Here is a 26512-nt window from a genome sequence, read left to right as displayed (position 1 = left end):
TTGTTAATTAATAAAGGCGATCGCATTCTCTCCCCTTGTTCCTTTTTCACGGTTCATAATAACCCGATTCCATCCTCTTAGCCCCCCTTTTCAAGGGGGGTTGGGGGGATCGTCTTTCCCATTTTCCCCATCCCTGCGTCAAACTGATAAATAGCAACGTCAAACTTGAAGCAGATGACACAGAACCCCAGCCGAAAAACCCTGCTAGAGCAAGCACATGAGAAACTAGATCGCGGGGAATACGAAGCAGCATTAAAACTATTTCAGCAAGCAATGCTACTGGAACAGCAAAACCCAAAAGCATGGTATGGGTGTGGTTTAGCTTACTATCGATTAAAGGATTATAAAAAGTCAGTTGAATTTCTGGATCGTGCTTTGCTTCTTCAGCCTGACTACATTTTGGCGTTGGCTAGGCGTGGTTTGGCTTATCAACAATTGCAGCAGAATGAGGAGGCGATCGCAGGCTTTGAGAAAACTATTAAAATTGAACCCCAAGATTATGAAGATTGGCGAGGTAGAGGAATTGCGTTATATGGATTGAAACGCTATGAAGAAGCGATCGCATCTTACGACAAAGCGATTGAATTTAAACCTGACTTTCACGATGCTTGGTACAACCGGGGAGCTACGCTGGGTAATTCAGGGAAATCGGAGGAAGCGATCGCATCTTACGACAAAGCGATTGAATTTAAACCTGACTGTTACGAAGCTTGGGCTAACCGGGGAGTTGCGCTGTATAGCTTAGGGAAATTTGAGGAAGCGATCGCATCTTACGACAAAGCGATTGAATTTAAACCTGACTTTCACGAGGCTTGGAACAACCGGGGAGTTGCGCTAGATAGCTTAGGTAAATTTGAGGAAGCGATCGCATCTTACGACAAAGCGATTGAATTTAAACCTGACAAAGACTCAGCTTGGTACAACCGGGGACTTGCGCTGGATAGCTTAGGTAAATTTGAGGAAGCGATCGCATCTTACGACAAAGCGATTGAATTTAAACCTGACTATCACGATGCTTGGTACGCCTGGGGACTTGCGCTGCGTAAGGTAGGTAAATTTGAGGAAGCGATCGCATCTTACGACAAAGCGATTGAATTTAAACCTGATTATCACGAAGCTTGGAACAACTGGGACTTATTAGTAAAAACGCAGCAAAACCCTTTTCCTTACTGGCTGAAGGCTAAAAAAACTTCTACCAAAGCATTAGAACAGCTAACATTTGAACAGTTTCCCTTGAGACATTTGACAGTATTGCAATACTTGTTGAAAATTTGTAGTTACTTGGGTGACACCCAGACATTCGATCGAGAATTAGAAAAAGGGAGACAGCAGCTTGATGAGTTGCTGCGACGCTGCGAATTTGAAACCCAAAAAATCAACCTTGAGCGCAAATTTGCCGCCTTTACGCAATTGAGAGTAGATATCCTCGCCCAATCGCCAGAAAAGCACCAACAAATAGCAGCTTTAGAGACAGCAGAAAAGCGCAAGAATACTTGTTTATCTTGGCTGCGCGAAGGTTGGGATTATGATGTTCCCAGCCCCAGCTACCAGCAAATGCAACAACTATTGAATCCTAAAACTGCTGTCATTTACTGGCACATCAGCCCCCTAACGATTACCACATTTATCCTCATAGACAATCAAGATTTGCACGTTATCACTGAGAAAATCGATGAATTTGAAACTTGGTTTAAAGAATGGAAAAGCGACTATCAAACCTACCGTAACACGCCCCAGACTCCTGCTACTAAAGCAGAGTTACCCTGGCGAACTAAAATATCTTCCCGACTGGAAAAGTTACGTAAAATTCTTGAGATTAAGAAAATAGTGGACAAGCTACCTCCGTTGGTTAACAAATTAATTCTAATTCCTCACCGCGACTTACATTTATTACCCCTACATTACCTATTTTACGGCCGCACTATCGCCTATTTACCCAGTTTTCAAATAGGGATACACTTGCAACAAATAGGAGAATATCCTAAACCCACCAACATTTTAAATGTAGAAAACCCGCGCCGCGACTTGCCTTTTGCTACTATTCAAAATTTAGCTATTTCCCAGCTACATCCCCAGTACGAACAACTAGAGATTCCACCCCTCACCAGAGACGAAATCATTCAGAAACTCGCAGGTGATAGCGACACCTTCAATTTTACCGGACATGGCTACCACGATATCGAACAGCCGCAAAATTCAGCTTTGCTTTTAGCAGATACAGACAAGTTAACTCTAGAGGATAACTTCAGCCAAAGTAATAATTTAGACTTTAGTAAATACAGTTTAATTTGCCTTTGTGCTTGCGAATCTGGGATCGCCAGTCAACAAAACCTAATTGATGAATATGTCGGTTTAGTCAGTGCTTTCCTGGCAAAACGTGCCAGTTGCGTCGTCAGCACTCTCTGGAACGTTGACGAGCAATCCACAGCTTTGCTAATGATTCAATTCTACACCTTCATCGCAGCCGGAGAAACCCCCGCGATCGCCCTAAAAAAAGCTCAAAATTGGCTGCGTAAACTCTCTTATCCTAAATTAGCTCAATGGTATCTCAATCTTGCCGAAGAACTAGCAAAACTTCATCCGGCTGATAGCAAATTATTAAAAGGTTTCGCTGCTAAAATCCAACGCGACCTGGCTAAAATGAGGACATTTCAGCCACCTTTTGAAGATCCTTATCACTGGGCTGGTTTCATTCTCACTGGTAAAATATAGAGAGAGTATGCCCACACTCCTGTTGCGGTCGATGCTCCAGAAACAAAGCCTGTCTACGCAGGCTTTATATTAGCCCGCACAGGCGAACTTCGTTTGTTCCCCCTTGACTTTAGTCGTCGGGCATTTTTGCGTTTTTCAAACTTATTTTTACCCGCATAAATTATGACAGTTAACCTCAAATATTCGCAAGCGATCGCCGTTTACGCCTTTCTCCAAGCTTTAGCCGAACAAACAGAAGCTTTATCATCCGATTTACAAAAGAAAATTAATCAAGTGGGTGAAACATTTGAATCTGACACCGAAACAGCAGTAAATTCCCTCTTGGAACTAGCTAAACATAAGCGTCTGGTTACAGCCTACGAAAAAGTCTATCAGGATACCGTGAATAAGTACCAACCTAAAGAAATGAATAGGTATGACTCACCCGACAAACAAAATCAACCCGATGCAACTCCCACCGAAGGATTAAGTAATATTGCAGTTAACATTTTTAAAGATTCCGACCCTGTAGAAAAATCGAAAGAGAAAAAACAAGAAATAGCAGTCGTAGCCGACTCATGTATTCATTAGAGAACTTAGAGGGTAAGTTGGGTTAATAAACGGATGTTGTTAGCGAAGTCGAAACCTAACCCCCTAGCCCCCTTCCCTATTAGGGAAGGGGGAACCGGAAGCTATCCCAATAGGGGAGAAGTTATATGGGGAAGAAAGCCAATAACGTCAGGAAACTCACCTAACCTATAAATTTCCAAATAACGGTATTAGCAACATAATATTATTTAGATGACAAACTTAGAGTATCCCACCCTCGATTTATTTATCTATAACCTAAGAGAAGATTTAGGCGAAGATGAAGCGGGAATCCGCGAACCATACAAGGATTACTGGACAAAACTACTTAATTTACAAGGACATTTTAAAAACGATAAACAACCAGATAATCGTATTGATTTTGATAAAAGCCTTTACAATTATGCCACTGATGGTTCTTATGTCCGCACAAATTTAGGCGATACAAACTGTCTGCGATTTAGCTGTTCTGTTGATGGTAAATACACCGACTCTGAACTTGAGCCTATTATTACTAAAATTAAAAAATCAGCAATTTTACCTGAATTTGCAACGGCTATTACTAAAACTGACGAAAGAATAGACCCCCTTATCCTTTCCAAAGAAGGCTTTTTAGGACAAACTTGGATGATTTCTGGATGGGTAGATTCATCCACAGATATAAATCAAGATTTAGCACATAAAGCTTACAAATCTATAATAGGTAAAGACTATCAATATAAAGAAGAAGGAAACTTTCTCGGCGGTAAAGTCCTTGAACTATGGCGCGGTGTACAGAAATGGGAAGCGATAGAAAATAACAGTCATGTCTTAATTATTTTTTATCCCGATGAAGCAACCTTTGCTAAAGCTGCCGGATATTACAATGCGTGGCGATACCTATTTTACTGTCGCCATAAAATTCTTTGGGCTTATGCACAGGGGAGGGAACTAAAATCAAGGCTGTTAAATAAATTTAATCAACCATTTCCCAACTTTAGCAATCTATCTCAACGCTCGTTAAAACAACTCAAAAACGATTTACAAACAAATATAAATAACCTGTCTTCTTATGTGCGGGAGATTAATTATCTGGAAATTCAACAACATACCATTGAAGTCAATTTGCTAAACTACGAAAAACAACGCGAACAATTTTTAAATAATGAGAAATTTTTACAAGAATTTAGCAAAATTGCAACCAAAAAATACAAAGCTCAGTTAGAAAAAGATGCTGTCAGCCTGCGCCCAGGAGTAAGTATTTTAGAAAACGTCACAAATACGATTCGGGGCATAGTAGAGATTGAACAAGCAGAACGCGATCGCAACTTCCAAGTTTTCGTCGGATTAGCAGGCGTAGGCATAGGAACAGCCTCAATAGCTGCGTCCACAGTTTCCCCATTTGTCGAAGGAATTACACAGCAACCATTCAAAAAAACTGATGGTACGCTATCACCTAAAAATGCCGCATTATTCAATATTACCACCTCTGCCAGCATCAGCATAGGTATCGGGTTTCTATGTATTCTAGTGGCGCTATTAGCAATTTGGGTTTTTAAGCGATCGCGTATTGTCTCACAAGCCAAATCTCATCGCCAACCCCCTAACAAATAACTCTGAAGTGGCCTGATTTATAAAGTGCGATCGCGCTTCAAAAAAGATACACTCCAAAACATACCAACAACAAAGGTAAAGTTATGGTTACACAGCCGCAATCTCTTCTCAAAGAAGAAATTATCTATCCCGACAGCGACGGACAGCCAATGTCAGATAATACCAAGCAGTTTCGCTACATTGTTACCACTCAGGGGGGATTAGATGCGTTATTTCAAAATGATCCCGATGTATTCGTCGCTGGCGACTTACTTTGGTATCCCATTCAAGGCGACAACAAGACCAGAATAGCTCCAGATGTTATGGTGGTTTTTGGAAGACCAAAAGGCGATCGCGGCTCCTATCAACAGTGGCGGGAAAATAATATTCCTCCGCAAGTAGTGTTTGAAATACTATCTCCAGGCAATACTGCCAAAGAGATGATCAAGAAATACAAATTTTATGAACGCTATGGGGTGGAAGAATACTATTTATATGACCCAGATAGCGGTGAATTGACAGGTTGGCTGCGCTCTGGGGAGGAATTAGAAGAGATTGAGGAAATGTTAGGTTGGGTAAGTCCGCGATTGGGAATAAGATTTGAGCTATCTAACACCGAACTCGTTCTTTATTATCCTGATGGACAGCAGTTTGCTAGTTATGTAGAACTAGCTCAACAACGAGAACAAGAGCGACAACGAGCAGAACAAGCTGAGGCAAGAGCCGAAGAAGCTGAAAGCCAACTGCAAGCTTTACGTGCTTTACTTCAAGAAAGAGGAATTGATCCAACGCAACTGTGACAGAAATTAATTTAGAAGTTCAAGAAACCAACACCCGTATCGACCGCTATCTTTCTCAAGAATTATCAGATTTATCGCGATCGCGCATCCAAAAGCTGATCGAAGAAGGCAACGTGCAGATTAACGATACTGTCTGCACTTCCAAAAAAGCAGCTGTGCAAGCAGGCGATCGCATCTCCCTAGCTATCCCAGAAGCTATTCCCCTCGACCTGGAAGCAGAAGCTATCCCCCTGGATATTCTTTACGAAGACGATTCCCTGATTATTATCAACAAACCTGCTGGTTTAGTTGTTCACCCCTCTGCCGGACACGAAGCCGGAACCCTCGTCAACGCCCTTTTATCCCATTGTCCCCTTGCGGAAATTGGTGGCGTGCAGCGTCCGGGAATTGTCCACCGTCTCGATAAAGATACCACCGGGGCGATGGTTGTTGCCAAAACCGACCAAGCGCACCAACATCTGCAAGCGCAACTGAAAGCTAAAACTGCACGTCGGGAATATTTAGGCGTTGCCTATGGTTCGCCGCGCACCGAAAGCGGCACTATTGACCAACCCATCGGTCGTCATCCGGTAGACCGCAAGAAAATGGCTGTTGTCCCGGAAGAGAAGGGAGGACGACCTTCAGTGACTCACTGGCGGGTGCAGGAACGCCTGGGAAACTACACTTTGATGCTTTACCAACTGGAAACTGGTCGCACCCACCAAATTCGGGTTCACAGCGCCTACATCGGTCATCCCATCGTTGGCGATCGCGTTTACAGTTCTGGTCATTCAGTGGGAGTTAATTTACCTGGTCAAGCACTGCACGCTTGGCGACTCAGGTTGGAACATCCCCTATCAGGAGATTTAGTAGAGGTGACTGCCCCTTTGCCTGGCAGCTTCACTACTCTGCTGGAGGTTCTCCGACGGCGAATTCCCTCTTTTTAAAGAAAAATATATTGCAAGGGTATTGGACAAAACCGCCTCGGCAAGCCAGTAAATTTGGAGTTGGGTTATGCAGTTGTGGTTTCTCTACAAGAAATTGCCACGAATAGCGCGATCGCGTTATTCGCCCTATTGCAAGCACTCACCCAAGAGCAACATCAAGTGGTGCTTCTCATGGAAACTGCTCTTGAGGCTAGTTTTTTCTGGGGTGGGTGAGCGATCGCGCTATTACTTAGCCAGTTACTCAGTAGCCGTAATACACCGCTACTGAGTAACGCACCTAAATTTTTATGCTTTTTACATAATTGCCTTTTACCTTTTTCCCCTCCCCCGGCATTTTTGACTTTTTTGCAGGTGGTGCGGCGACAGATTGCTGCATCTGAACTCAAAATCCGAGATGTTTTTATTTAAATATCTTTACAAATCGACTCTAGAGAAAATATGATGTCTTTCTCTAAAAATGATTGCTCCATCTAGTTTCTAAGCGAATATTAAAAAAGTATAAAGATAGTAATTTTATAACTCTTGGGTATAAACACTTAAGGTTTTTGTAACGATATATGTGTATCATAGGCAATAATTAACAGCTACAAGCCTTATGTATAAAGGATTTGAACTTTTATTCATTGGTCTTGAAATAAATTCACAAATCTTAAAAACACAAAGTCCCAAAGGCGTTGTATAAAAATAACCGGAGGGATCAATAAAAGACAAACGTTAAACAAAACACCGATTTAGCAAGGCAAGCCTACCTCTCATAAAAGGACGAACTTTTCTCATATTTCCATGACAACCGTTTTGTTGCCCACGTGTGAAGTGACAAGCGGGATGAGAGAGCAACTTGAAAGGTGTATTTTGGCTGATGTCTGATTTTGACCTTTCCGCATCGACTAAAACCGTGTTTTAAAAATCACACTCAACGAATATCAGTAGGAGATTGAGTTCATGTTAGATGCATTCGCCAAGGTGGTTTCTCAGGCTGACTCTAAAGGTGAATTCCTGAGCACCGAGCAACTGGATGCCCTGACCAACATGGTCAAAGATGGCAACAAGCGTCTGGATACCGTTAACCGCATCACCAGCAACGCTTCCACCATCGTTGCCAACGCAGCTCGTGCTTTGTTTGAAGAGCAGCCCCAACTGATCTCCCCCGGCGGCAACGCATACACCAACCGTCGCATGGCTGCTTGCTTGCGCGATATGGAAATCATCCTGCGCTACGTTACCTATGCCACCCTGGCTGGTGATTCCAGCGTGTTGGATGACCGCTGCTTGAACGGTCTTCGCGAAACCTACCAAGCACTGGGTGTACCCGGTGGTTCGGTTGCCGCAGGCGTTCAAAAGATGAAGGATGCAGCGATCAAGATCGCCAACGACCCCAGTGGTATCAGCCAAGGCGATTGCAGCCAGTTGATGTCTGAAGTGTCCAGCTACTTCGATCGTGCTGCTTCTGCTGTTGCTTAATAACAACTAGCAAGCTTGCTGTGGGATAACGCGACATACCGCGTTTCTTGGAAAAATCTGTAAACCATTAGGGAGATAAATCAACAATGAAAACCCCAATCACCGAAGCGATCGGAGCTGCTGATACCCAAGGTCGTTTCCTGGGCAATACCGAACTGCAAGCCGTTAACGGTCGCTTTGATCGTGCCACCGCCAGCATGGAAGCTGCTCGTGCGCTGACCCAAAAGGCTCAGCAACTGATCGACGGTGCTGCCCAAGCTGTGTACCAAAAGTTCCCCTACACCACCCAAATGCAGGGGCCTCAGTACGCTTCTGATTCTCGCGGCAAATCCAAGTGCGCTCGTGACATCGGTCACTACCTGCGGATGGTCACATACTGCTGTGTGGCTGGTGGTACTGGTCCTATGGACGAGTATCTAATTGCTGGTTTGGATGAAATCAACCGCACATTCGAGCTGTCCAACAGCTGGTATGTGGAAGCCCTGAAGCACATCAAGGCAAATCACGGTCTTTCCGGTCAAGCTGCTAACGAAGCTAACACCTACATCGATTACGCCATCAACGCCCTGAGCTAGTATTCAGGTGCTATGCCCGGAAGAATCAGCGAGTGTTGGCGGTTAGGCTAGCAGTTGCTAATTTTTCCGGGCATTGTTTTTCTCATTTTCCATAAAAAAAACTTAAAAATTGTTGCGTTGGGAGAGAAAAGATGAGCGGTTTAGTGGCGTCAAATCTAGCAGCAGCAGGCCGGTTGGGCCTTTCTGCATTTGATGATACAAAAGTCGAACTGCGACCTGACTGGACAGAAGACGATCTGCAAGCGGTGTTCCGAGCCGCTTATCGTCAGGTATTAGGCAACGACTATGTGATGAAATCCGAACGCCTCACGGTAGCAGAATCTTTACTGCGACAAGGAAACATCACAGTCCGGGAGTTTATCCGGGCGATCGCTAAGTCGGATGTATACAAATCTAAGTTTTTCTATCCAAATTCAAATCAACGCTTTGTTGAACTCAATTTCAAACATTTGTTGGGTCGTCCTCTTTATGATGAGGCAGAGTTAAGCGAGCATACCCAACTCTGTGAAGATGAAGGGTACGATGCGGAAATTGATTCAATCATCGACAGCAATGAGTATCAAGCCAATTTTGGCAACAACGTAGTCCCCTATTACCGGGGATTTTTGGTAGAGCCGGGCGTGAGAACCGTTGGCTTTAGCCGGATGTTCCGCCTGTATCGCGGTTATGCAAGCAGCGATCGCTCCCAAGTAGAAGGGAAAGCACCCCGCCTCACCCGCGAACTAGGTCGCAACCAAGCTTCCACAATTGTCAAACCCTCTGGCGGTTCAGGTGGCTGGAATTACGGAACTCTCTCCAAAGATGCACCTCCGAAAAAAGCTCTCGGTGGTACTCAGGAAGAAAGCGGACGGGTATATCGCATTGAAGTAACTGGTATCCTGTCTCCAGGCTTCCCGAAAGTTCGCCGCAGTACAAACGCCTTCTTGGTGCCTTACGAGCAGCTATCCCAAAAACTCCAAGAAATCACCAAAAAAGGTGGCAAAATCGTCAACGTGTCACCAGCGTAAGGGAATTGGGATTAGGGATTGGGGATTGGGAGTTTGAAAGAATCTTACCCAGTCCCCAGCCCCCAGTCCCCAGTCCCCAGCCCCCAGCCCCCATAATTACAGGAGCTATATCAACAATGTTTGGACAAACTACACTAGGTAGCGGTACTCTCAGCGACGCCAGCAACCGGATGTTTCGCTACGAAGTCGAGGGTATGCGTCAGACTTACGAATCTGACAAACTCAGCTATCCCATTCGTCGCAGTGGCAGCATTTATGTCACAGTGCCATACAGCCGCATGAATGAAGAAATGCAGCGGATTAACCGTATGGGTGGCAGAATCGTCAGCATTGAGCCTTTGACCCTGGAAAATAATAGTGAAGCGAAAAGCGAAGCCACAGCAGCCCACTCCTAAAGCTTAATCTAGCAATCCTCTGTCCTTTGCATTATTCTGTCCTACGATGCTGGAGTCTACTCAAGAGTGCAGTATTCCGATCCGCCTGGTAGCGAACCGCTAACGGTGGAGATGGCGATCGCCAATCTCCACCATGAAGATTTAAGTCTCCGCTATTATGCTGCTTGGTGGCTGGGCAAATTCCGTGTTAATGAGCCTGCTGCTGTGGAGGCCTTGATTGCAGCTTTGGAGGATGAAGCAGATCGGACAGAGCTTGGTGGATACCCCCTCCGCCGCAATGCTGCACGCGCACTGGGGAAACTGGGCGATCGCCGCGCTGTACCAGGACTGATTCGTTGTCTGGAGTGTTCCGACTTCTACGTTCGGGAAGCTGCCGCACAGTCTTTGGAGATGCTAGGCGATTTGTCCTGCGTTCCAGCGCTGATGAAACTGCTCGACGGTGGTGTAGCTGCCGCCATGCGGGTACCAGGACGGCCCCATTTAGAGCAACCTTCGGAAGCAGTGATGGAAGCATTGGGAACGCTGCAAGCTACCCAAGCAACAGCCCTGATTCAACCATTTCTGGAGCATCCCGTAGCGCGAGTGCAGTATGCAGCGGCGAGAGCAATGTACCAGTTAACAAAAGAGCCAGTTTATGGTGAACGCCTGGTGCAAGCCTTGCAGGAAAGCGATCTGCAACTGCGCCGGGTAATTTTGTCAGATTTGGGTGCAATAGGTTATCTGCCAGCAGCAGAAGCGATCGCATCTGCTGCAACCGAAAACAGCTTCAAGCTGATCGCCCTCAAAGGGCTGTTGGAACAGGTACAGACGGGAGCCTCGTCTGTAGACCCCCAAGATCCGCGATCGCTATCTAGGGATGCCATCCGGGTAATGACCCTGATGGACGCTTTGTTATAGTCACTGGCTAATAGCTAATACCAGTTAGCCATTAGCCATTAGCTATTAGCAATTGACAATTAGCAATCCTTCCACTGACCAATGACTGACTCATCCCAAGAACTGATTGATGCTATTGAGCAGGCGAATTCTCCCGAACGTTTAGTAGCATCAGTCCAAGCCTTAGCAGCTACTCGGCAGACCGCAGGGATTTCCACGCTAATTGCCGTTTTGGGCTACAACAACCCAACAGCAGCAGTGGCAGCAGTTGAAGGGCTGATTCAGATAGGAGAAGCAGCAGTGCAGCCCTTGTTGGAACAGCTGGACGATTACAACTACGGAGCTAGGGCTTACGCGATTCGAGCATTAGCTGCGATCGCATCTCCCAAAGCCTTAGATGCCTTAGTCGCAGCAGCCAGCGACTTTGCGCCCAGCGTCCGCCGCGCCGCCGCCAAAGGGCTAGGAACCCTGCACTGGCACGAGTTAAGTCAAGAACAAATTCCCTCCGCTCAACTCTTAGCACTCTCAACCCTGCTTTCCATCTCTCAAGACCCAGACTGGGCAATTCGCTACGCCGCAGTTGTGGGTTTGCAAGGTCTGGCAACCCAGTTAGAAGTCCGTCAGCCCATCCAAAAACGTCTAGAGGAAATGACTCAAGACCCAGACATAGCTGTTCGCGCCAGAGTTCAGCTAGCTAACCAATTAGTTATTAGTCATTAGTCCTTGGTCAGTGAAGAGTTGGAATGTTAAACGTTCCCTCTTTCAAACGTCTACGGACAGCTAACAACTAACAAGTAACAACTAACAACTAAAAATATGTCAATTCCACTTCTTGAAATTACACCCAAAACCCAGAATCAGCGCGTAGCTGGTTACGAAGTACCCGATGAGGACGACCCGCAGATTTATCGGTTGGTAGATGCAACATCTGACTCCGATATTGATGCCATAATTTGGGCTGGCTATCGGCAAATTTTCAGCGAACATTTGATTTTAGAAAGCTACCGTCAATCCTTCCTAGAATCTCAGCTGCGAAATCGCGCCATTTCCGTGCGTGAGTTTATCCGGGGACTGGGCAAATCGGAAGTTTACCGAAACCTAGTAGCAGATACTAACTCCAATTATCGGTTAGTTGACATCAGCTTCAAACGGTTTCTCGGACGCGCCACCTACGGCAAAGATGAGCAGATCGCTTGGTCAATTGTAATTGCTTCCAAGGGGTTGCATGGTTTTATCGATGCCGTTGTCGATAGCGAAGAATACCGCCAAAACTTCGGCGATGACATCGTACCTTATCAGCGCCGACGGTATAATGAGCGACCATTTAACCTGGTAAACCCCCGGTATAGTGATTACTGGCGCGGTCGTTTGATTGCCCTAGATAATCGTAGCTACCATCAAGCAGCACCCCAAAAAGATATGAAATCAGCAGCGGCTCGTCAAGGCATTCCGGATTCTTTCCTAGCAATGGCACGGAGTATTTCTCCCGGCGGAATGAACTACCAGCGATCGCGCGATCGGGCGATTTCTCAAGCTAATAACATGGAACTTCTAGACACAACCCGCAAAGTTGCTAACCCGCAACCTATTGTAGGTCGCACCGAGGTGGCGCTACCCTATCGCTATCTTTACCAAACGCCAAAAGTCTAGAAGCTAATGGCTAATCGTTCATCGCAATTAGCAATACTTCAATTAGCAACCCTTTAACGAACAATTTAACTATGGCAATTCCTCTGCTTGCATATAAACCCTCCTCGCAGAATCAGCGAGTAGCGGGTTACGAAGTGCCGAATGAAGACACTCCTTACATCTATCGCATTGAAGACTGCATTGATGAAACGGACATTGAAGAGTTAATCTGGTCAGCTTATCGTCAGGTTTTCAGCGAACACGAAATCCTCAATTCTTTTCGTCAGGAAACCTTGGAATCTCAACTGAGAAATCGCTCCATTACAGTGCGCGATTTCATCCGTGGTTTGGCGAAAACACCAGGGTTCTACCGCTTGGTTGTGGAGAAAAACTCCAACTATCGAGTCGTAGAAATTTGCCTCAAGCGCATCTTGGGGCGTGCGCCTTACAATAAAGACGAAGAAATTGCTTGGTCGATTAAGATTGCTACTCTGGGACTAGGCGGCTTTATTGATGCCCTTGTAAATAGTGAGGAGTATCAAACTAACTTTGGCGACAATACAGTGCCTTATCAGCGCCGTCGCTTCAAAGACCGTCCCTTTAACTTGGTGACACCCAGCTACGCCGACTACTGGCGCGACAAGGAAGAAAGCGATCGCTACAAGTGGGGCGATGTCAACAACTTCTTGGCAATGGCTCGGTCAATCAAGCCGAAAGCTGTAACTAATAATGTTACCGTTAATACGGCTAACATTAAAATTCCCGACATGACGCGGGATAATAAACCTCAAGAGGCACGGGTTTCAATTAATCCATCCGCGAGTTTCCCCGTCCGGTAACACAGAGATCTGAATAACTCAGAAGATGTCGTGATACGGGAAAATAAGAAAGTCTCAACTACTTAAAGCAGGAGATTTTTAAATGGCACTGCCATTACTTGAATACAAACCAACAACCCAAAATCAACGGGTCAAAAGCTTTGGAAAGGCGGATCTTAACGAAGATACCCCTTACATTTATCGCCTGGAAGATGCCAATTCTCCGGCAGAAATGCAAGATTTGATTTGGGCAGCTTATCGCCAAATCTTCAGCGAACATGAAATCCTCAGATTCAACCGTCAAATTCAGCTAGAATCTCTGCTGAAAAATGGCAGTATTAATGTGCGCGAATTCATCCGAGGATTGGCGAAATCTGAAGCATTTTACCGCATCGTTGTCTCGGTCAATAATAACTATCGCCTTGTAGACATCTGCCTGAAGCGCTTCTTAGGTCGTCAAGCTTACAACAAAGACGAAGAAATCGCTTGGTCAATTAAAATTGCTACCTTGGGTTTCAGCGGCTTTGTGGATGCCTTGCTTGACAGTCAAGAGTATATCGATGCTTTTGGGGATTTCACCGTTCCCTACCAGCGCAAGCGGATGGAAGGTCGTCCCTTTAACTTGGTGACTCCTCGCTACGGCGAAGACTTCCGCGAAACAGCTGGCACTGTCAAGACCGACTGGCGCTTTACGCTGGAGAAAATCTACAGCCGCAAGTACCAGGATCAGCAACTACCAGAAGGCGACCCCCGCAAGTATCGCGAGATGGCAATTTCAGTCAGCACCAAGCGCAATTACGCTCAAGGCGTGTCAGCGTTTAGTATTGACTACCTGAACAAAGTGCCTAATCGCAACAAACGCTAAGGGTAAAGCTCTAGTTTCTTAAATTACTTGCACCTGCAAGCTTAAATTGTGGCTCTGGTTGCCGCTCATCAGACATTTGGTTGTCAATTTGAGCGGTAGCCAGAGCCACAAATTTTTTGGAAGGATGCGATCGCTACCCTGAAACTTCATCAGGATTAATACCCATTGACCGCAATCTTTCTGCCAGCTGCTCTACTCTAGCTTGAGCCAATTCTTTCTCTTTTCTCTCCGTTTCGGCTTGTTGCTGCGCTAATTCTCTTTGCGTTTCCAATTCCACATAAGACAAAAATTTCTGCCCATCGGGACGATAGAGTTCTAACGCGCCTGACTCAATTTCAAAGCGTATCCCTAAACGAGGACTCACCCAGCCCACCATTGGCTCAATCTCATCGAATCCTTCATCAGAATGCAGCCAACCAGCTAAATCGCCGTCATCCGGGTCATAGATATAATATTCTTCAACTCCATAGCGTTCGTAAAACCTGAACTTCCTCAGCATTTCGGCTTTGCGATTCCCAGGGGAAAGGATCTCAAAGACAACTTGAGGGGGAATATTATCCTCTAACCACTGTCTATAAGAACCGCGATCGCCCTTGGGTCTACCAAACACTATCATCACATCAGGTGCTTGGCGAATTTTATTATCTCCCTCGACTGGATACCAGAGCAAATCGGCTGCTATAAAAACACTTTTATCGTCTTTAAATAAAGCATCTATCCCAAGTTTGATTTTCACAATATAATCAAACTGCTTAGTATTGTCAGCCATCGGTTGACCATCGCTGTCTGGGTAAATAATCTCTTCTTTAGTCAGAATGTGAACTGGTGCAGTCATGGGATATCTCCGTTTTTTCCTGCTAGCATCATGCAAATAAGTAGGTCAACTTAATTAAACTAATGATGTAATGTAGGTTGGGTTTAGGGACGAAACCAAACTTTAGCAAAGGTTTGATGGGTTTCGCTAACAGAGGACTGATTTGAGTGTTTGTATAGCCTCTTAGTGAGTCCATCGTCTCCATGAGAGCTACACCTTTAGAAGCAATCTCTTGTTTGGCTCCCTACTCAAGTGCCTTGGATAAAACAACCCCACTAACGACAACTCTACAGATAAAAAAAAACCAGGGTTAGAAATAAGGTAAACTTGGTGCCGAGCTTGAATTTACTCAACATTAGTATTTATCCTGTTCTATTATAATTAGAGATTAGTGTCTTAATTATAGGTATCATTTAGTGCGGTGACACTGAAATTCGCACTATTTGTTAACAGTTTTATTTCGCTCGTTTTTTGGTGGAGTGAGGTTTATGGGTGCTTAGTAGCGAATGGACACGATAACGCCCAGAGTACCCTTTAAATATGGTCTAATTAAAAAATATTTTCCCACGCTGAAAATATTCTCAGGCAATTTCTACCTTCATGTTTAGCTTTATAAAGCGCTTGATCCGCTTGATGTAATAGTTCTTTAGAGTCAACTAAATTTACGGCGCTGGCGATCGCGCCGCCGATACTGATAGTAATTGATAAAACTAGGTCGTCAGAAATTTTGAAGGGAGCGTTAGCTACACATCCGCGCAAAGATTCGCCATATTCTAAAGCAGCTTGCATACTTAAACCCAGCGTGATGCAGACAAACTCTTCGCCACCATAGCGATACAGCAAACTTGAAGGGCGGGAAGAAGACTGCAATCTTGCAGCGATCGCTTGCAGCACACAGTCTCCCACCGTGTGACCATAAGTATCATTAATTCGCTTAAAATGATCTACATCGAGCAGAAATAAACACAAATAGCGATAGCGAGTATTGGCATCGCGGTTGCCTACCTGTCGCAGCATATGAGGCAATGCTTGATCCATTGCGCGACGATTCAACACACCCGTTAGCTGATCTGTCAGAGAGAGAGATTCTAATAATTCAGTCCGCGCCGTCAGTTGCTGATTCACTTGTCTGAGTGCCTGATTAGTTTCGCTCAATTCTTGCGTTAACCGTTGCAACCGCAATCCAGCTCCCACTCTTGCCCGCAATTCACTCATATCAATCGGCTTTGGTAGATACTCATCTGCTCCTGTATCTAAACCCTCAACTCTGTCTTTTATATCGCCACGAATCGTTAGTAAAATAAAAAATGCCAGCGATAGTTCTGGATCGGATTTGACCTGGCGACACACTTCCAGTCCATTTATTACTGGCATCATCCAATCGCAGATAATTAGATGAGGGCGTTCTGAGTGTGCTTTCATTAATCCCTCTTCACCATCACTGGCTACCGTGACCTCATGGCCCATGAGCTGAAGAGAATTCTTTATTACTAATCGAACGCTCGGATCGTCATCAATAATTAAAATTCTTGCCATAGAGCCGACCTGCATCCTTACAGTTTTATCGGCAGGAATAATTAATGGAGTTTCAGGGTCCATATTTTCACACTCAATTATTTTATCCAAAAAAGATTGGATACGTTGCAAATAATTTTCTATTTTGTGCAATAACTGACTAGCTGCCTCTGGCATTTCTTGTTGAGCTTGAAGTTCTAACTGACCGGCTAGAAATTGCAGGTGTTTGACACCTACATTTGCACTGGCACCCCTAATTTGATGAGCACTATGCGCTATAGTTACAAAATCATTGGCCAATAGTGCTGTTTTTACAGTTACTAAATTATTTTGGGTGTCTTGCACAAAAGCTTGTAATATTTCTCTTTGCAATACCCTATCGCCAAGAGCTATATCGTTTAATCGGTTTAAATCTACCAACAGATTTGCGTTTGACTCATCTGTGACGATCGCAGCCGTTGGGATATCTTTAATTGCTTCTGGCAATTGGAATGCCAACTCTTGTTTGTTTTTTAAAATTACCCCAATCCAAGTTTCTAACTTAGTGGCTAATTCTTCTTCACTAACAGGCTTAATCAGGCAATCATCCATGCCAACACTCAGACATTTTGTTCGGTTGGCTGTCGTTCCATTCGCAGTCATCGCGATCGCAATTATCTTTCGCTTCGCACCTTCTAAATGACGAATTCTTTTAGTCGTTTCATAACCGTCTAGCACTGGCATCTGACAATCGATTAGTACAAGCTCATAATTAACTTGTGATATCATCCATAAGGCTTCTTGACCATTCGCGGCTACATTGGCTTCATAGCCTAACTTTTTTAACTGTTTTAGGACAACCTTTCTGCTCACAAGGCTATCTTCTACTAACAGAATTTTTATGGCTGTATGCTTTGTCATATAAATGTTTAAGAATTTAACTCTTGATATGGGCAATATGCCGATAGGGACTGTATAATATTTTACATAAACTAGCAGAGTTTAATCTTTATTATTGCGGTTAATTTATTAAGTTACCTGTTTTTGCTCCGCGTGTAGAAACTTGGCATCTAACGTTTCTTTACTACCATGGTAAAAAAAGTTAATTTTTAGAATAAATTTCTATGGCACCTACATTTACACTATTTTTATATAAATTAAAAGTAAGATGCCCATGAACTTTGCTGGCAACAAAGGATGGAAGAGCATAAGAACACTCTTTGCCCTTATACCATTTTGGATTGTAGATTTTGCCCCCGGCGAAGGAGTTTCTTAAACTCCGATGATTTTAGATTTTGAAAGTGTTACCAGTAGCTAGTTTCAGAAATTGAAGTGTTGCACGCATCACAGCAAATGGTATTATCCCTCTTCTTGTAAAGCAACATAAGTGCTTCCTTATTGACACTGGACTCAGCATCAAGATAGACACCCAAACGCGATCGCGCACAACAAAACATGAAAATCTCTTTTCTCGGACTCTCACCCCCTGGCAAGAACTCTCCCCAATCAGACCGCCAAACTCAAGCGCCCCAAATTTTAAGATTGAAGTTTCCGTTTATTAGGTATTTTTATGGGGGATTAGGAGCTAAAAAATAGGAAACAGCCCGCTTGAAGGTGCTATTACGTAGCTTTTCTGAGGGCGGTCGCTCTTTATTTCAGTAACTTTATAATATCGCGCGTTTTCACTACACCAGTACCAATGAAGATGCCATCATCAGAGCAAGAGAAATGAAAGCACCTTTGCCAGATAACGAACAAGAACGGATAGAAGCGCTGCGGGAGTATGAAATCCTCGACACAGAGGCAGAACAAGCATTTGACGATCTGACACGGTTAGCGGCATACATCTGCGGCACACCAATTGCTGTAGTTAGCTTGGTGGATACAGATAGGCAGTGGTTTAAATCAAAAGTTGGTCTAGCAGCACCAGAAACTTCCCGCGATATTGCATTTTGCGCCCATGCCATCCTGCAAACCGAACTATTAGTGATTCAGGATGCAACCCGCGACTCGCGGTTTGCTGATAATCCCCTAGTGACCAACGACCCCAACATCAGATTTTACGCGGGTACTAATTTGACAACACCAGAGGGATTGCCAATAGGAACCTTATGTGTAATAGACTCTGTACCGCGAGATTTGAGTCCCGAACAGAGGCTGGCATTAGAAGCGCTGGGTCGCCAAGTAATGACGCAGATAAACTTGCGGCGAAATAATCGCGATTTGGTACAGCTACAGCAGCAGTTGCGTAAGAGTAAGGAACGCTACGAGGTATCAGTCCAAGGTTCCAGAGACGGATTATGGGATTGGGATATTGAAACTAATCAAGTTTATTTCTCGCCGGCTTGGAAAAGTATGCTGGGTTTTGCAGAGCATGAAATCGAAAATAATTTTTCTGAGTGGGAAGCACGCCTGCACCCAGAAGATCGCGATCGCGCTCTTGCAACCATTCAAGCTCATTTCGAGGGCTTAACACCATATTACGAATTAGAACACCGCTTGCTGCATAAAGATGGCACCTATCGCTGGATTCTAGCTCGTGCATTATTGCTAAGAGATGCCAATGGCAAACCCTCCCGTATGGCGGGTTCCCATACCAATATTACTGAGCGCAAGCAGTCGCAGGACAAGTTGCGAAAAAGCGAAGAGTCTTTCCGGTTATTGGTAGATGGAGTTAAAGATTACGCAATTTATATGCTCGACACCACCGGACACATCGTCAGTTGGAATGCGGGAGCAGAACGTATTAGTGGTTTTAGCGCAGAAGAAGCCATTGGTAAGCACGTTAGTTTTCTTTATGAGCCTGGAGAAAACCAGCAAAGTAAAGTACAACAAGAATTAGAGATAGCGATCGCCAACGGTCGTTTTGAAGCAGAAGGCTGGCGCATCCGGAAAGATAGAACGCGGTTTTGGGCAAATGTTGTAGTCACCCCAGTACACGATCAAGCAGGACTTGTGTGCGGCTTCTCCAAAGTGACGCGAGACGTCAGCGAGAGAAAGCGCCAAGAAGAATCACTGGCTCTAAGCGCCCGGCTTGCCAACTTTCGCGCCGATATCGATTCTGCCCTCGCCCAGAGCGACACGTTGGCAGGCATTTTGCAGCGCTCTAGCGAAGCAATGGTACAGCATCTGGATGCAGCCTCAGCTCGGATCTGGACACTGAACCGGGAAGAAAATGTTTTGAAACTGCAAGCCAGTGCTGGGATAGACGTACAAATTGATAGTTTCTCTAGCCGTGTTATTGTTGGCAAATCACAAATAGGCGCGATCGCTAAAAGTGGCAAACCCTACTTGACAAATTACGTCATCCACGACCCTCTTTTAGGCGATCAAGATTGGGCAATTCAGGAGGGAATAGTCGCCTTTGCTGGATATCCCCTCATAGTCACAGGAACTCTAGTGGGCGTGCTGGCAATGTTTTCCCGCCAACCGCTCAGCGAATTTGTTCTCAAAGCCTTGGAATTTGCCGCCGACGAGATTGCACTGTGGATAGAGCGCAAACAAGCACAAGAAGAAGTTAGGCGGCAGAATTTGCGAAGTCAAATCTTCGCGGAAATCACCCTAAAAATCCGCCAGTCCTTACAACTAGAAGAAATTCTCCAAACCACAGTCAGCGAAGTGCGAAAATGCCTGCAAGCCGACCGAGTAGTGATTTATCGGATTTGGGCAGATAAAACTGGAAAAGTCGTAACCGAGGACGTAGTTCCTGGCTGCTCTGCGATCTTGGGGCAAGATATCGCCGACAATTGCTTTCAAGCAGATTACTACCCTTTATACCGTCAGGGAAGAATTCGCGCGATCGCAGACCTAGAAGATTCTGACATCCAACCTTGCCATCTCGAACTACTGCAAAAATTTCAAGTCAAAGCCAATCTTGTCGTACCCATCTTGCAAAAAGATGAACTCTGGGGACTGCTAATTGCCCACCAGTGCGCCCGCCCCCGAAAATGGTCTAGCTTTGAAATTGATCTTTTGCAACAACTAGCCGACCAACTTAGCATTGCCCTAGCTCAGTCCCAACTCTTAGAAGAAGAAACCCGCCAACGTCAAGAGCTAGAAATCGCCCGTCGGCAAGCCGAATTAGCAAGCCATGCCAAAAGTACCTTTTTGGCAAATATGAGCCACGAAATCCGCACCCCCATGAACGCCGTCCTGGGAATGACCGGACTGCTTTTAGAAACCCCCTTGAACCCAGAACAAAAGGATTTTGTGGAAACGATTCGCATCAGCGGAGATGCGCTTTTGTGCTTAATTAATGAAATTTTGGACTTGTCTAAACTGGAGGCTGGCGAGATGGATCTTGAAGTTTTAGACTTTGACCTTTCCACCTGTGTCGAAGAAGTATTAGACTTACTCGCGCCCCAAGCCCATGCTAAGGAGTTGGAAATTGCCGCCTTAATCTACCGCAATGTTCCCACCCAACTTCAGGGCGATGTCGGTCGTCTGCGGCAAATTCTCACCAACCTGATTGGCAACAGCATTAAGTTTACCAGCATCGGGGAAATAGTCGTGCGGGCAGAACTCCAATCAGAAGCCCCCACCTCAGCCACCATCCGCTTTTCTGTAACCGATACCGGAATTGGCATTGCAACAGAAGACCAGAACGAACTATTTCAACCCTTTTCTCAGGTAGACTCCTCCGCCACCCGCAAGTATGGCGGTACTGGCTTGGGGTTAGCCATCTGCAAACAGCTTGTTACCCTTATGGGAGGAGAAATTGGCGTTGAGAGTCAGCCTGGAGGAGGCAGCAAATTTTGGTTTACCATTCCCTTCACAACCCAGAGTAAACCAATCGCAACCGCTTCCTCTTCTATAAGTCTTATGGGGCGGCGGCTGTTAGTCGTGGATGACAATGCCACTAACCGCAAAGTTGTTCGCTCCCAAGCAGCGAACTGGGGTATGCAAGTAGATGAGGCGGATGGTGCAGCTACCGCCATCAAAGCTTTGCAAGAGTCTGTGGAATGGGGAATGCCCTATGACGTTGCGGTGATTGATATGCAGATGCCTGTAATTGACGGCATCACCTTAGGAGAACGAATCAAAGCAAATCCCACCTTCGCTAAATTACCCTTAATTATGCTGACTTCCGCTGACGGGCGGGGAGAGGCACAACGGGCAACAAAAGCAGGATTTGCCGCCCATTTGATTAAGCCAGTCAAGCCATCTCGTTTATTAGATATCATCCTAAACATCTTAGGCAAGCAAGATGTCGCGGCTACACAGTTATTAGCTAATGACCAAGCACTAAAAACTCCGGACTTTTCTACAACAGACCATAAACAACTGGCAATAGGGGCGCACACCAGTGCGTCCCTAGCAACGAACAACAAACAAGGGACAACAGAGAAAAAATTAAGAATTCTCCTAGCTGAGGACAATCTGATTAATCAAAAAGTGGCACTCAAGCAGCTAGGAACTTTAGGTTACGAAGCTGATGTCGCTGCCAATGGTCAAGAAGTCTTGGATTTATTAGCAAAAATTCCCTACGACTTAATTTTGATGGACTGCCAAATGCCCATCCTTGACGGTTATGAGGCAACGCGAGAGATTCGGCGGTGGCAACAAAATGGTTTTCGCCGCACTGCGATCATTGCTCTGACGGCTAATGCGATGAAGCAAGACCGAGAACGGTGTCTCGAAGCTGGGATGGATGACTATCTCAGCAAGCCTGTATCGCGGGAACAGTTAGCCGCACGGCTTGAGCATTGGAAACAAGAGATTTTTCAGAAGGTAAATGCCAAGGTAAATCCCAGCAATGCGGATGTTGTCACACCTGAAAAAAGTGAAAATTTGCCAAATTTAATTGACTGGGAGCATTTGCATCATCTCTCTGAGGGTAGCGAGGAGTTCGAGATGGAACTTTTGCAAATGTTTGTTGAGGAAGTTCAGAGTCATATAGAGATCGGGAAAAGAGCGATCGCTATTAATGACTTTACCAGCATTCAGCAAGAAGCCCACCACATCAAAGGTGCCAGCGCTAACGTCGGCGTAAAACAGATGCGGCTTTGTGCAGAAAAGTTGGAACAACTAGCTTTCCAGAAACAGATTCAGGAAGCGGCTGACACAGCATCCGAGTTGGAAACATTGCTGTGGCACCTTCAATCGCTTGTGGATGAAAAACTGAAATCAAATTTTTGATATTTTATCGTCATGAATTATCAAAAAGTTAATGAGAGCATCGAACTGGAATTTCAATCCAAAACTCAGTTCCTTGCTCTGGTTCTGAAAAACACTTCAACACTCCACCATGCTTTTCAATAACAATTTGGTAGCTGATAGATAGTCCCAATCCTGTACCTTGACCAACTGGCTTAGTCGTGAAGAAAGGGTCAAAAAGACGGTTTTTAACATCTTCCGTCATTCCTAGCCCATTGTCTTTTATTTTTATTACCACCCGTTCAGCGTTCAAAACCTCAGTCTGAATCCAGATAGTAGGTGGTTGTCTGTTGTCTGTTGTCCGTTGTTCCTTGCTGGAGGACTGACAACAGACAACAGACGCTTCCACAGCATCAATCGCATTATTGAGAATATTCATAAAGACCTGGTTCATCTGTCCAGCATAACAATCTATGTTGGGCAAATTGCCATACTCTTTAATGACTTGAATCGCCGGATGTCCGACTTTCTCTTTCAGCCGATTCTGCAAAATTAATAAAGTGCTATCTAATCCTTCGTGAATGTCAACTGTCTTCATTTCCGCTTCATCCAAGCGGGAAAAGTTGCGTAGAGATAGAACAATTTGGCGAATGCGGTCAGCTCCCATTTTCATCGAAGACAGCATCTTGGGTAAATCTTCCATGAGAAATTCAAGGTCGATAAGTTCAATTTCCTCTTGAATCTCAGGAACAGGATGGGGATAGTGCTTGGCATACAGTTGCAGGAGGTTTAGCAAATCTTGAACATATTGATTGGCGTGAACCAGATTACCGTAGATGAAGTTGACAGGATTGTTAACTTCATGGGCCACACCAGCAACCAATTGGCCCAAACTGGACATTTTTTCAGTTTGAATTAATTGGCCTTGTGTATGTTGCAATTTTTGCAAGGTTTGTTCCAGCTGGTTTGTTTTTTCTCTCAACTGGTTTTCCGATTTTTGCACTGCTTCTTCAGCAAGTTTGCGCTCAGTAATATCAGTAGAAATACCGCAGACTGCATATGCAAAACCAACACAATCATACAGGGGAAACTTCAGAGAAACATAGGTGTGTAAGCCGTCTTCGTAAAGAACATTCTCTTCTCTAGAAATTTCAACTCCGGCTTTCAATACTTGTTGATCGTTTGCTGTAACTATATCAGCTGCCTCTTTGTCAATTAGATTGTAGTCAGTCTTGCCTTTTATCTCCTCTTTGGTCATGTTGAATAAGGTTTCAAATCGGCGGTTGATTAGAGTATATTTGCCTTCAGTGTCCTTGACGTAGATAACTGCTGTGGAGTTATCGATAATATCTTGTAGCTGCTTTTGGCTTTCCCGCAGTGCTTGCTCAGAATGCTTACGGCTAGTGATTTCAGTATTCAAACCAGCTATACGATAAGGCTTTCCGAGTGCATCTCGAAACAAGCTACCGCGAGAAATAACCCACCGATAAGAGCCATCCTTGTGTCGTAAGCGGTGTTCTGATTCGTAATAGGAATTTATTCCATCAAAATGGGCTTGGAGGGTGGCTAATACCCGTTCGCAATCGTCGGGATGCAGGCTTTTTTTCCACTCGTCAAAGTTATTGGGAAATTCATGTTCCAAGAAGCCAAGCATACTTTTCCAAGAATCTGAAAAAAAGACTTGGTTGGTTTCGAGATTCCAGTCCCACACTCCATCGTTAGATCCTATAACAGCCAGCTCCAAACGCTCTTTGTCTTCAGGTGATAATGGTTCCCTTTCTTTGGGTGCTATAATTTCACCTTCTAATTTTTTATGGTGCAATAGCTCATTTGTAAGATTTGTCATTAGGAACTCCAGCTCAGCTTTTGTTATCAGTTGGAACTATTTTGTATCATTTGACACTGCAAATATTAATTAAAATCTGTGTTTATTGCTAATAAAAAAGATGCAATTATTATTAATATGGAAGTTAAGCGATCGCTTACTCACCCATTGGACTTAACTTGTTTCGATAAACAAGTGACAGAATCATATTTGTTGTCACACCATCAACGTACAAAAATTTGGAGCCGCTATATTTTATATATCCTATGAATGTAACACTCTAAAATTAAGAAGGTCTGGATATTAGTGCATTATTATATCGAAATATATCTTTTTTGGCAAGATAAATATTACTAGCTTCTGGAAGCTGCCTGTGGAAAAATTTCCGCACCATTCACTATTTAATTCCTCAAGTTAGGTCTTTATTTAGAATTCCCAAAATCAAGAGCGTGATCGCCATCTCAAAGAATAATTTTATAAATTGCATAAAAAATAGGAAGCGATTGCATCGCTTCCCCTTCTCTCAGTATTACTACTGAATTATAAAATTGTGTGAATGGAATTTAAGAAAAAGAAACGCGGTAAAGTCCATCCAAGAAAGCTATGATTGCATCACGCATCTCTTGTGCGCCTCGCCATACAGCTTCTAACTTTTCTCCGGAAGTCGGTACTAAACGAGCAAGTTCAACAACTTCTCCAACATGATCGACTTCAAGTTCTTCGTGGAGGGTAATCCAAGTCAGTTTCTCAGATGCGATCGCATTTTGTCTACGAATTTCCTGTCCCAAACATTGATCAATTTGCAGTGCGCTGACTTCACTAGCAATAAACCCCCCAAGTCCTTCGTAAGGATCTTGAATGAAGAAAAGCTTTTCACCGCGTTGACCGAATTCGCGACCAGGTGCCAGAAGTTCTTCAGTATAATCAGCTAAACGCCAAGGTTCCAGACCATCAACCATACGCTGTAGCATCACGCTGTGAATGCGAGAAAAGTCTCCTTCGCCAAGTTCTTCGTTCAACTGTTTGGCAATGATACTACGCATATAATTGTCATCTATCCGAGCAGCCAAATTTGCAAGCCAACGCACGAAATTTTTGGATACTCCCCCTTCTACATTCATATTCATGGTGAAGATCCAAATCGCAGTAAGATTGACTGGTTCTTGCTTAAGCCTTTGGAAAATCGGGTGTTCCGCAAGAGTTTGCTGTTCGTAAAGGCGAACAATTTCTTCTGCTGGAGGTAAGGTGCGCTCTAGTATTTGCATTATCTACCCTGACAATAGGACCCGGAATTTGACAACGAGCAAACTTCAAGGCTTAGTCAAAATTTCCACACAGTCTCTTAAACTTATGTAGTTTTAGATTGCCCGTATCTTTATAATTACTTTGTATTAGAGTTCATGTCATCAGAAATTTCACTGACAGTAAATGTATTGATATTCATTACTGACAGTACAAATAATCTCAGTAATCTTCCTTAATGTGGGGCGATCGCACTAATTAATGGGAGCATCCCATTTTTGCAAATATAAGCGCACAGGCTAGAAGCCTGCGGCTAAACAAACAAAGCGTTTGCGTTGGCAGACTTTGTTTGTCTAGCCGCGACTTTACTCGTCGGACATTTTTACAAAAGTGTGATGCTTCCCTAATTAATCGCGTAGCGCTCCTTTTTTAGCCTGCTTAGCCCAGACAATTTGTCTGCCTTACGGATATTGTAAAAAGCTGCACATCGTACACCCTTACACGATTAAGCAATTAATACTGTTCACGAGAAGCTAAAAAGCCAAAACCTGCGTAGGTTGGAGATCCATAAGAAAAGCGAGTGAAACAGAAAACTTCAATCAGGCGCTCCAACTTAACTGTGCCTACCTAGATAATTTACCCGCTATCTAATGTTTGCGGAAAAGTCAGATTATCCTAAACTTATTCAGGTTGGCTAGATATTAGCAACCTACCTATTGTCTAAGCAGGGCTATTTCATTCTAATCGAGTAGTTGATATGGTATTGAAGTCATCTCACGATACTGCCAACCACCAATGTCTCAATTGGCTATTGTCGAAGCATTTGCCGACCTACCCG

Annotated in this window: 21 protein-coding genes; 16 read left to right on the top strand and 5 right to left on the bottom strand. The window is 44.5% G+C overall.

Annotation, left to right across the window (positions count from 1 at the left end; translation table 11 throughout):
- Positions 1-174 precede the first annotated feature (174 nt).
- From H6F63_RS27025 to H6F63_RS26955, 15 genes are all read left to right on the top strand, one after another.
- The gene (locus tag H6F63_RS27025) at positions 175-2712 is read left to right on the top strand and encodes a tetratricopeptide repeat protein (RefSeq protein WP_190640390.1); all 2538 of its coding nucleotides are present in this window, start codon (positions 175-177) and stop codon (positions 2710-2712) included.
- A 162-nt stretch (positions 2713-2874) separates the two neighbouring features.
- Positions 2875-3282 (top strand): hypothetical protein, encoded by a 408-nt coding sequence (locus H6F63_RS27020; RefSeq protein WP_190640389.1) that lies wholly within the window; start codon positions 2875-2877, stop codon positions 3280-3282.
- A gap of 210 nt (positions 3283-3492) precedes the next feature.
- The gene (locus H6F63_RS27015) at positions 3493-4872 is read left to right on the top strand and encodes a hypothetical protein (RefSeq protein WP_190640388.1); all 1380 of its coding nucleotides are present in this window, start codon (positions 3493-3495) and stop codon (positions 4870-4872) included.
- An 83-nt stretch (positions 4873-4955) separates the two neighbouring features.
- Positions 4956-5651 carry a Uma2 family endonuclease gene (locus H6F63_RS27010; protein ID WP_190640387.1) on the top strand — a complete coding sequence of 232 codons (696 nt, stop codon included), beginning with the start codon at positions 4956-4958 and terminating at the stop codon, positions 5649-5651.
- A complete protein-coding gene (locus H6F63_RS27005; protein WP_190640386.1) occupies positions 5648-6577 on the top strand; it encodes an RluA family pseudouridine synthase in 930 nt (309 codons plus the stop codon). The genes H6F63_RS27010 and H6F63_RS27005 overlap by 4 nt, the downstream gene beginning before the upstream one ends.
- A gap of 75 nt (positions 6578-6652) precedes the next feature.
- Positions 6653-6790, top strand: a complete 138-nt coding sequence (locus H6F63_RS27000; protein WP_190640385.1) for a hypothetical protein — start codon at positions 6653-6655, stop codon at positions 6788-6790.
- 729 nt (positions 6791-7519) lie between these two features.
- Positions 7520-8038, top strand: coding sequence for a phycocyanin subunit beta (locus H6F63_RS26995; RefSeq protein WP_190424722.1), 519 nt, complete (start codon positions 7520-7522; stop codon positions 8036-8038).
- An 86-nt stretch (positions 8039-8124) separates the two neighbouring features.
- Positions 8125-8613: a phycocyanin subunit alpha gene (gene cpcA, locus H6F63_RS26990; RefSeq protein ID WP_190424724.1), complete on the top strand. Its 489-nt coding sequence runs from the start codon at positions 8125-8127 to the stop codon at positions 8611-8613.
- A gap of 131 nt (positions 8614-8744) precedes the next feature.
- On the top strand, positions 8745-9620 hold the full coding sequence (locus tag H6F63_RS26985) for a phycobilisome linker polypeptide (RefSeq protein ID WP_190640384.1): 876 nt from the start codon (positions 8745-8747) through the stop codon (positions 9618-9620).
- 116 nt (positions 9621-9736) lie between these two features.
- Positions 9737-10015 carry a phycobilisome linker polypeptide gene (locus tag H6F63_RS26980; RefSeq protein WP_190444310.1) on the top strand — a complete coding sequence of 93 codons (279 nt, stop codon included), beginning with the start codon at positions 9737-9739 and terminating at the stop codon, positions 10013-10015.
- A gap of 111 nt (positions 10016-10126) precedes the next feature.
- Positions 10127-10912, top strand: coding sequence for a HEAT repeat domain-containing protein (locus H6F63_RS26975; protein ID WP_190640449.1), 786 nt, complete (start codon positions 10127-10129; stop codon positions 10910-10912).
- Positions 10913-10993: 81 nt separating this feature from the next.
- Positions 10994-11611, top strand: coding sequence for a HEAT repeat domain-containing protein (locus H6F63_RS26970; RefSeq protein WP_190640383.1), 618 nt, complete (start codon positions 10994-10996; stop codon positions 11609-11611).
- A gap of 96 nt (positions 11612-11707) precedes the next feature.
- Positions 11708-12541 carry a phycobilisome rod-core linker polypeptide gene (locus H6F63_RS26965; protein ID WP_190640382.1) on the top strand — a complete coding sequence of 278 codons (834 nt, stop codon included), beginning with the start codon at positions 11708-11710 and terminating at the stop codon, positions 12539-12541.
- Between the two features lie 71 nt (positions 12542-12612).
- Complete coding sequence (locus tag H6F63_RS26960; RefSeq protein WP_190640381.1) at positions 12613-13359, top strand: phycobilisome rod-core linker polypeptide; 747 nt, start codon at positions 12613-12615, stop codon at positions 13357-13359.
- Between the two features lie 82 nt (positions 13360-13441).
- A complete protein-coding gene (locus tag H6F63_RS26955) occupies positions 13442-14203 on the top strand; it encodes a phycobilisome rod-core linker polypeptide (RefSeq protein ID WP_190640380.1) in 762 nt (253 codons plus the stop codon).
- Positions 14204-14221: 18 nt separating this feature from the next.
- On the opposite strand, the gene H6F63_RS30730 is transcribed toward H6F63_RS26955, so the two are convergent.
- From H6F63_RS30730 to H6F63_RS26945, 3 genes are all read right to left on the bottom strand, one after another.
- Entirely contained in the window at positions 14222-14353 is a 132-nt protein-coding gene (locus H6F63_RS30730; protein WP_277876501.1) for a hypothetical protein, read from the bottom strand.
- Positions 14337-15038, bottom strand: a complete 702-nt coding sequence (locus H6F63_RS26950; RefSeq protein ID WP_190640379.1) for a Uma2 family endonuclease — start codon at positions 15036-15038, stop codon at positions 14337-14339. Before H6F63_RS26950 ends, H6F63_RS30730 begins: the two co-directional genes overlap by 17 nt.
- Before the next feature lie 528 nt (positions 15039-15566).
- On the bottom strand, positions 15567-17432 hold the full coding sequence (locus H6F63_RS26945; protein ID WP_190640378.1) for a response regulator: 1866 nt from the start codon (positions 17430-17432) through the stop codon (positions 15567-15569).
- Between the two features lie 807 nt (positions 17433-18239).
- Between H6F63_RS26945 and H6F63_RS26940 the strand changes: the two genes are divergently transcribed.
- On the top strand, positions 18240-22649 hold the full coding sequence (locus H6F63_RS26940) for a GAF domain-containing protein (RefSeq protein ID WP_190640377.1): 4410 nt from the start codon (positions 18240-18242) through the stop codon (positions 22647-22649).
- A 28-nt stretch (positions 22650-22677) separates the two neighbouring features.
- On the opposite strand, the gene H6F63_RS26935 is transcribed toward H6F63_RS26940, so the two are convergent.
- Positions 22678-24453: a PAS domain-containing protein gene (locus tag H6F63_RS26935; protein ID WP_190640376.1), complete on the bottom strand. Its 1776-nt coding sequence runs from the start codon at positions 24451-24453 to the stop codon at positions 22678-22680.
- Between the two features lie 542 nt (positions 24454-24995).
- On the bottom strand, positions 24996-25697 hold the full coding sequence (locus tag H6F63_RS26930; protein WP_190640375.1) for an iron-containing redox enzyme family protein: 702 nt from the start codon (positions 25695-25697) through the stop codon (positions 24996-24998).
- Positions 25698-26512: the final 815 nt, after the last annotated feature.

The sequence above is a fragment of the Trichocoleus sp. FACHB-40 genome (assembly GCF_014695915.1).
Taxonomy (GTDB): Bacteria; Cyanobacteriota; Cyanobacteriia; order Cyanobacteriales; family FACHB-T130; genus Funiculus; species Funiculus sociatus.
The sequence above is the reverse complement of the archived record's forward strand: the minus strand, read 5'-3'. Positions and strand labels throughout refer to the sequence as shown.

Excerpts from the sequence above, each read along its gene's own strand:
- H6F63_RS27025 (WP_190640390.1), top strand. The coding sequence starts at position 175 with ATGACACAGAACCCCAGCCGAAAAACCCTGCTAGAGCAAGCACATGAG.
- H6F63_RS27020 (WP_190640389.1), top strand. The coding sequence starts at position 2,875 with ATGACAGTTAACCTCAAATATTCGCAAGCGATCGCCGTTTACGCCTTT.
- H6F63_RS27015 (WP_190640388.1), top strand. The coding sequence starts at position 3,493 with ATGACAAACTTAGAGTATCCCACCCTCGATTTATTTATCTATAACCTA.
- H6F63_RS27010 (WP_190640387.1), top strand. The coding sequence starts at position 4,956 with ATGGTTACACAGCCGCAATCTCTTCTCAAAGAAGAAATTATCTATCCC.
- H6F63_RS26995 (WP_190424722.1), top strand. The coding sequence starts at position 7,520 with ATGTTAGATGCATTCGCCAAGGTGGTTTCTCAGGCTGACTCTAAAGGT.
- cpcA (WP_190424724.1), top strand. The coding sequence starts at position 8,125 with ATGAAAACCCCAATCACCGAAGCGATCGGAGCTGCTGATACCCAAGGT.
- H6F63_RS26985 (WP_190640384.1), top strand. The coding sequence starts at position 8,745 with ATGAGCGGTTTAGTGGCGTCAAATCTAGCAGCAGCAGGCCGGTTGGGC.
- H6F63_RS26980 (WP_190444310.1), top strand. The coding sequence starts at position 9,737 with ATGTTTGGACAAACTACACTAGGTAGCGGTACTCTCAGCGACGCCAGC.
- H6F63_RS26975 (WP_190640449.1), top strand. The coding sequence starts at position 10,127 with ATGGCGATCGCCAATCTCCACCATGAAGATTTAAGTCTCCGCTATTAT.
- H6F63_RS26970 (WP_190640383.1), top strand. The coding sequence starts at position 10,994 with ATGACTGACTCATCCCAAGAACTGATTGATGCTATTGAGCAGGCGAAT.
- H6F63_RS26965 (WP_190640382.1), top strand. The coding sequence starts at position 11,708 with ATGTCAATTCCACTTCTTGAAATTACACCCAAAACCCAGAATCAGCGC.
- H6F63_RS26960 (WP_190640381.1), top strand. The coding sequence starts at position 12,613 with ATGGCAATTCCTCTGCTTGCATATAAACCCTCCTCGCAGAATCAGCGA.
- H6F63_RS26955 (WP_190640380.1), top strand. The coding sequence starts at position 13,442 with ATGGCACTGCCATTACTTGAATACAAACCAACAACCCAAAATCAACGG.
- H6F63_RS30730 (WP_277876501.1), bottom strand. The coding sequence starts at position 14,353 with ATGAAGTTTCAGGGTAGCGATCGCATCCTTCCAAAAAATTTGTGGCTC.
- H6F63_RS26950 (WP_190640379.1), bottom strand. The coding sequence starts at position 15,038 with ATGACTGCACCAGTTCACATTCTGACTAAAGAAGAGATTATTTACCCA.
- H6F63_RS26945 (WP_190640378.1), bottom strand. The coding sequence starts at position 17,432 with ATGACAAAGCATACAGCCATAAAAATTCTGTTAGTAGAAGATAGCCTT.
- H6F63_RS26940 (WP_190640377.1), top strand. The coding sequence starts at position 18,240 with ATGAAAGCACCTTTGCCAGATAACGAACAAGAACGGATAGAAGCGCTG.
- H6F63_RS26935 (WP_190640376.1), bottom strand. The coding sequence starts at position 24,453 with ATGACAAATCTTACAAATGAGCTATTGCACCATAAAAAATTAGAAGGT.
- H6F63_RS26930 (WP_190640375.1), bottom strand. The coding sequence starts at position 25,697 with ATGCAAATACTAGAGCGCACCTTACCTCCAGCAGAAGAAATTGTTCGC.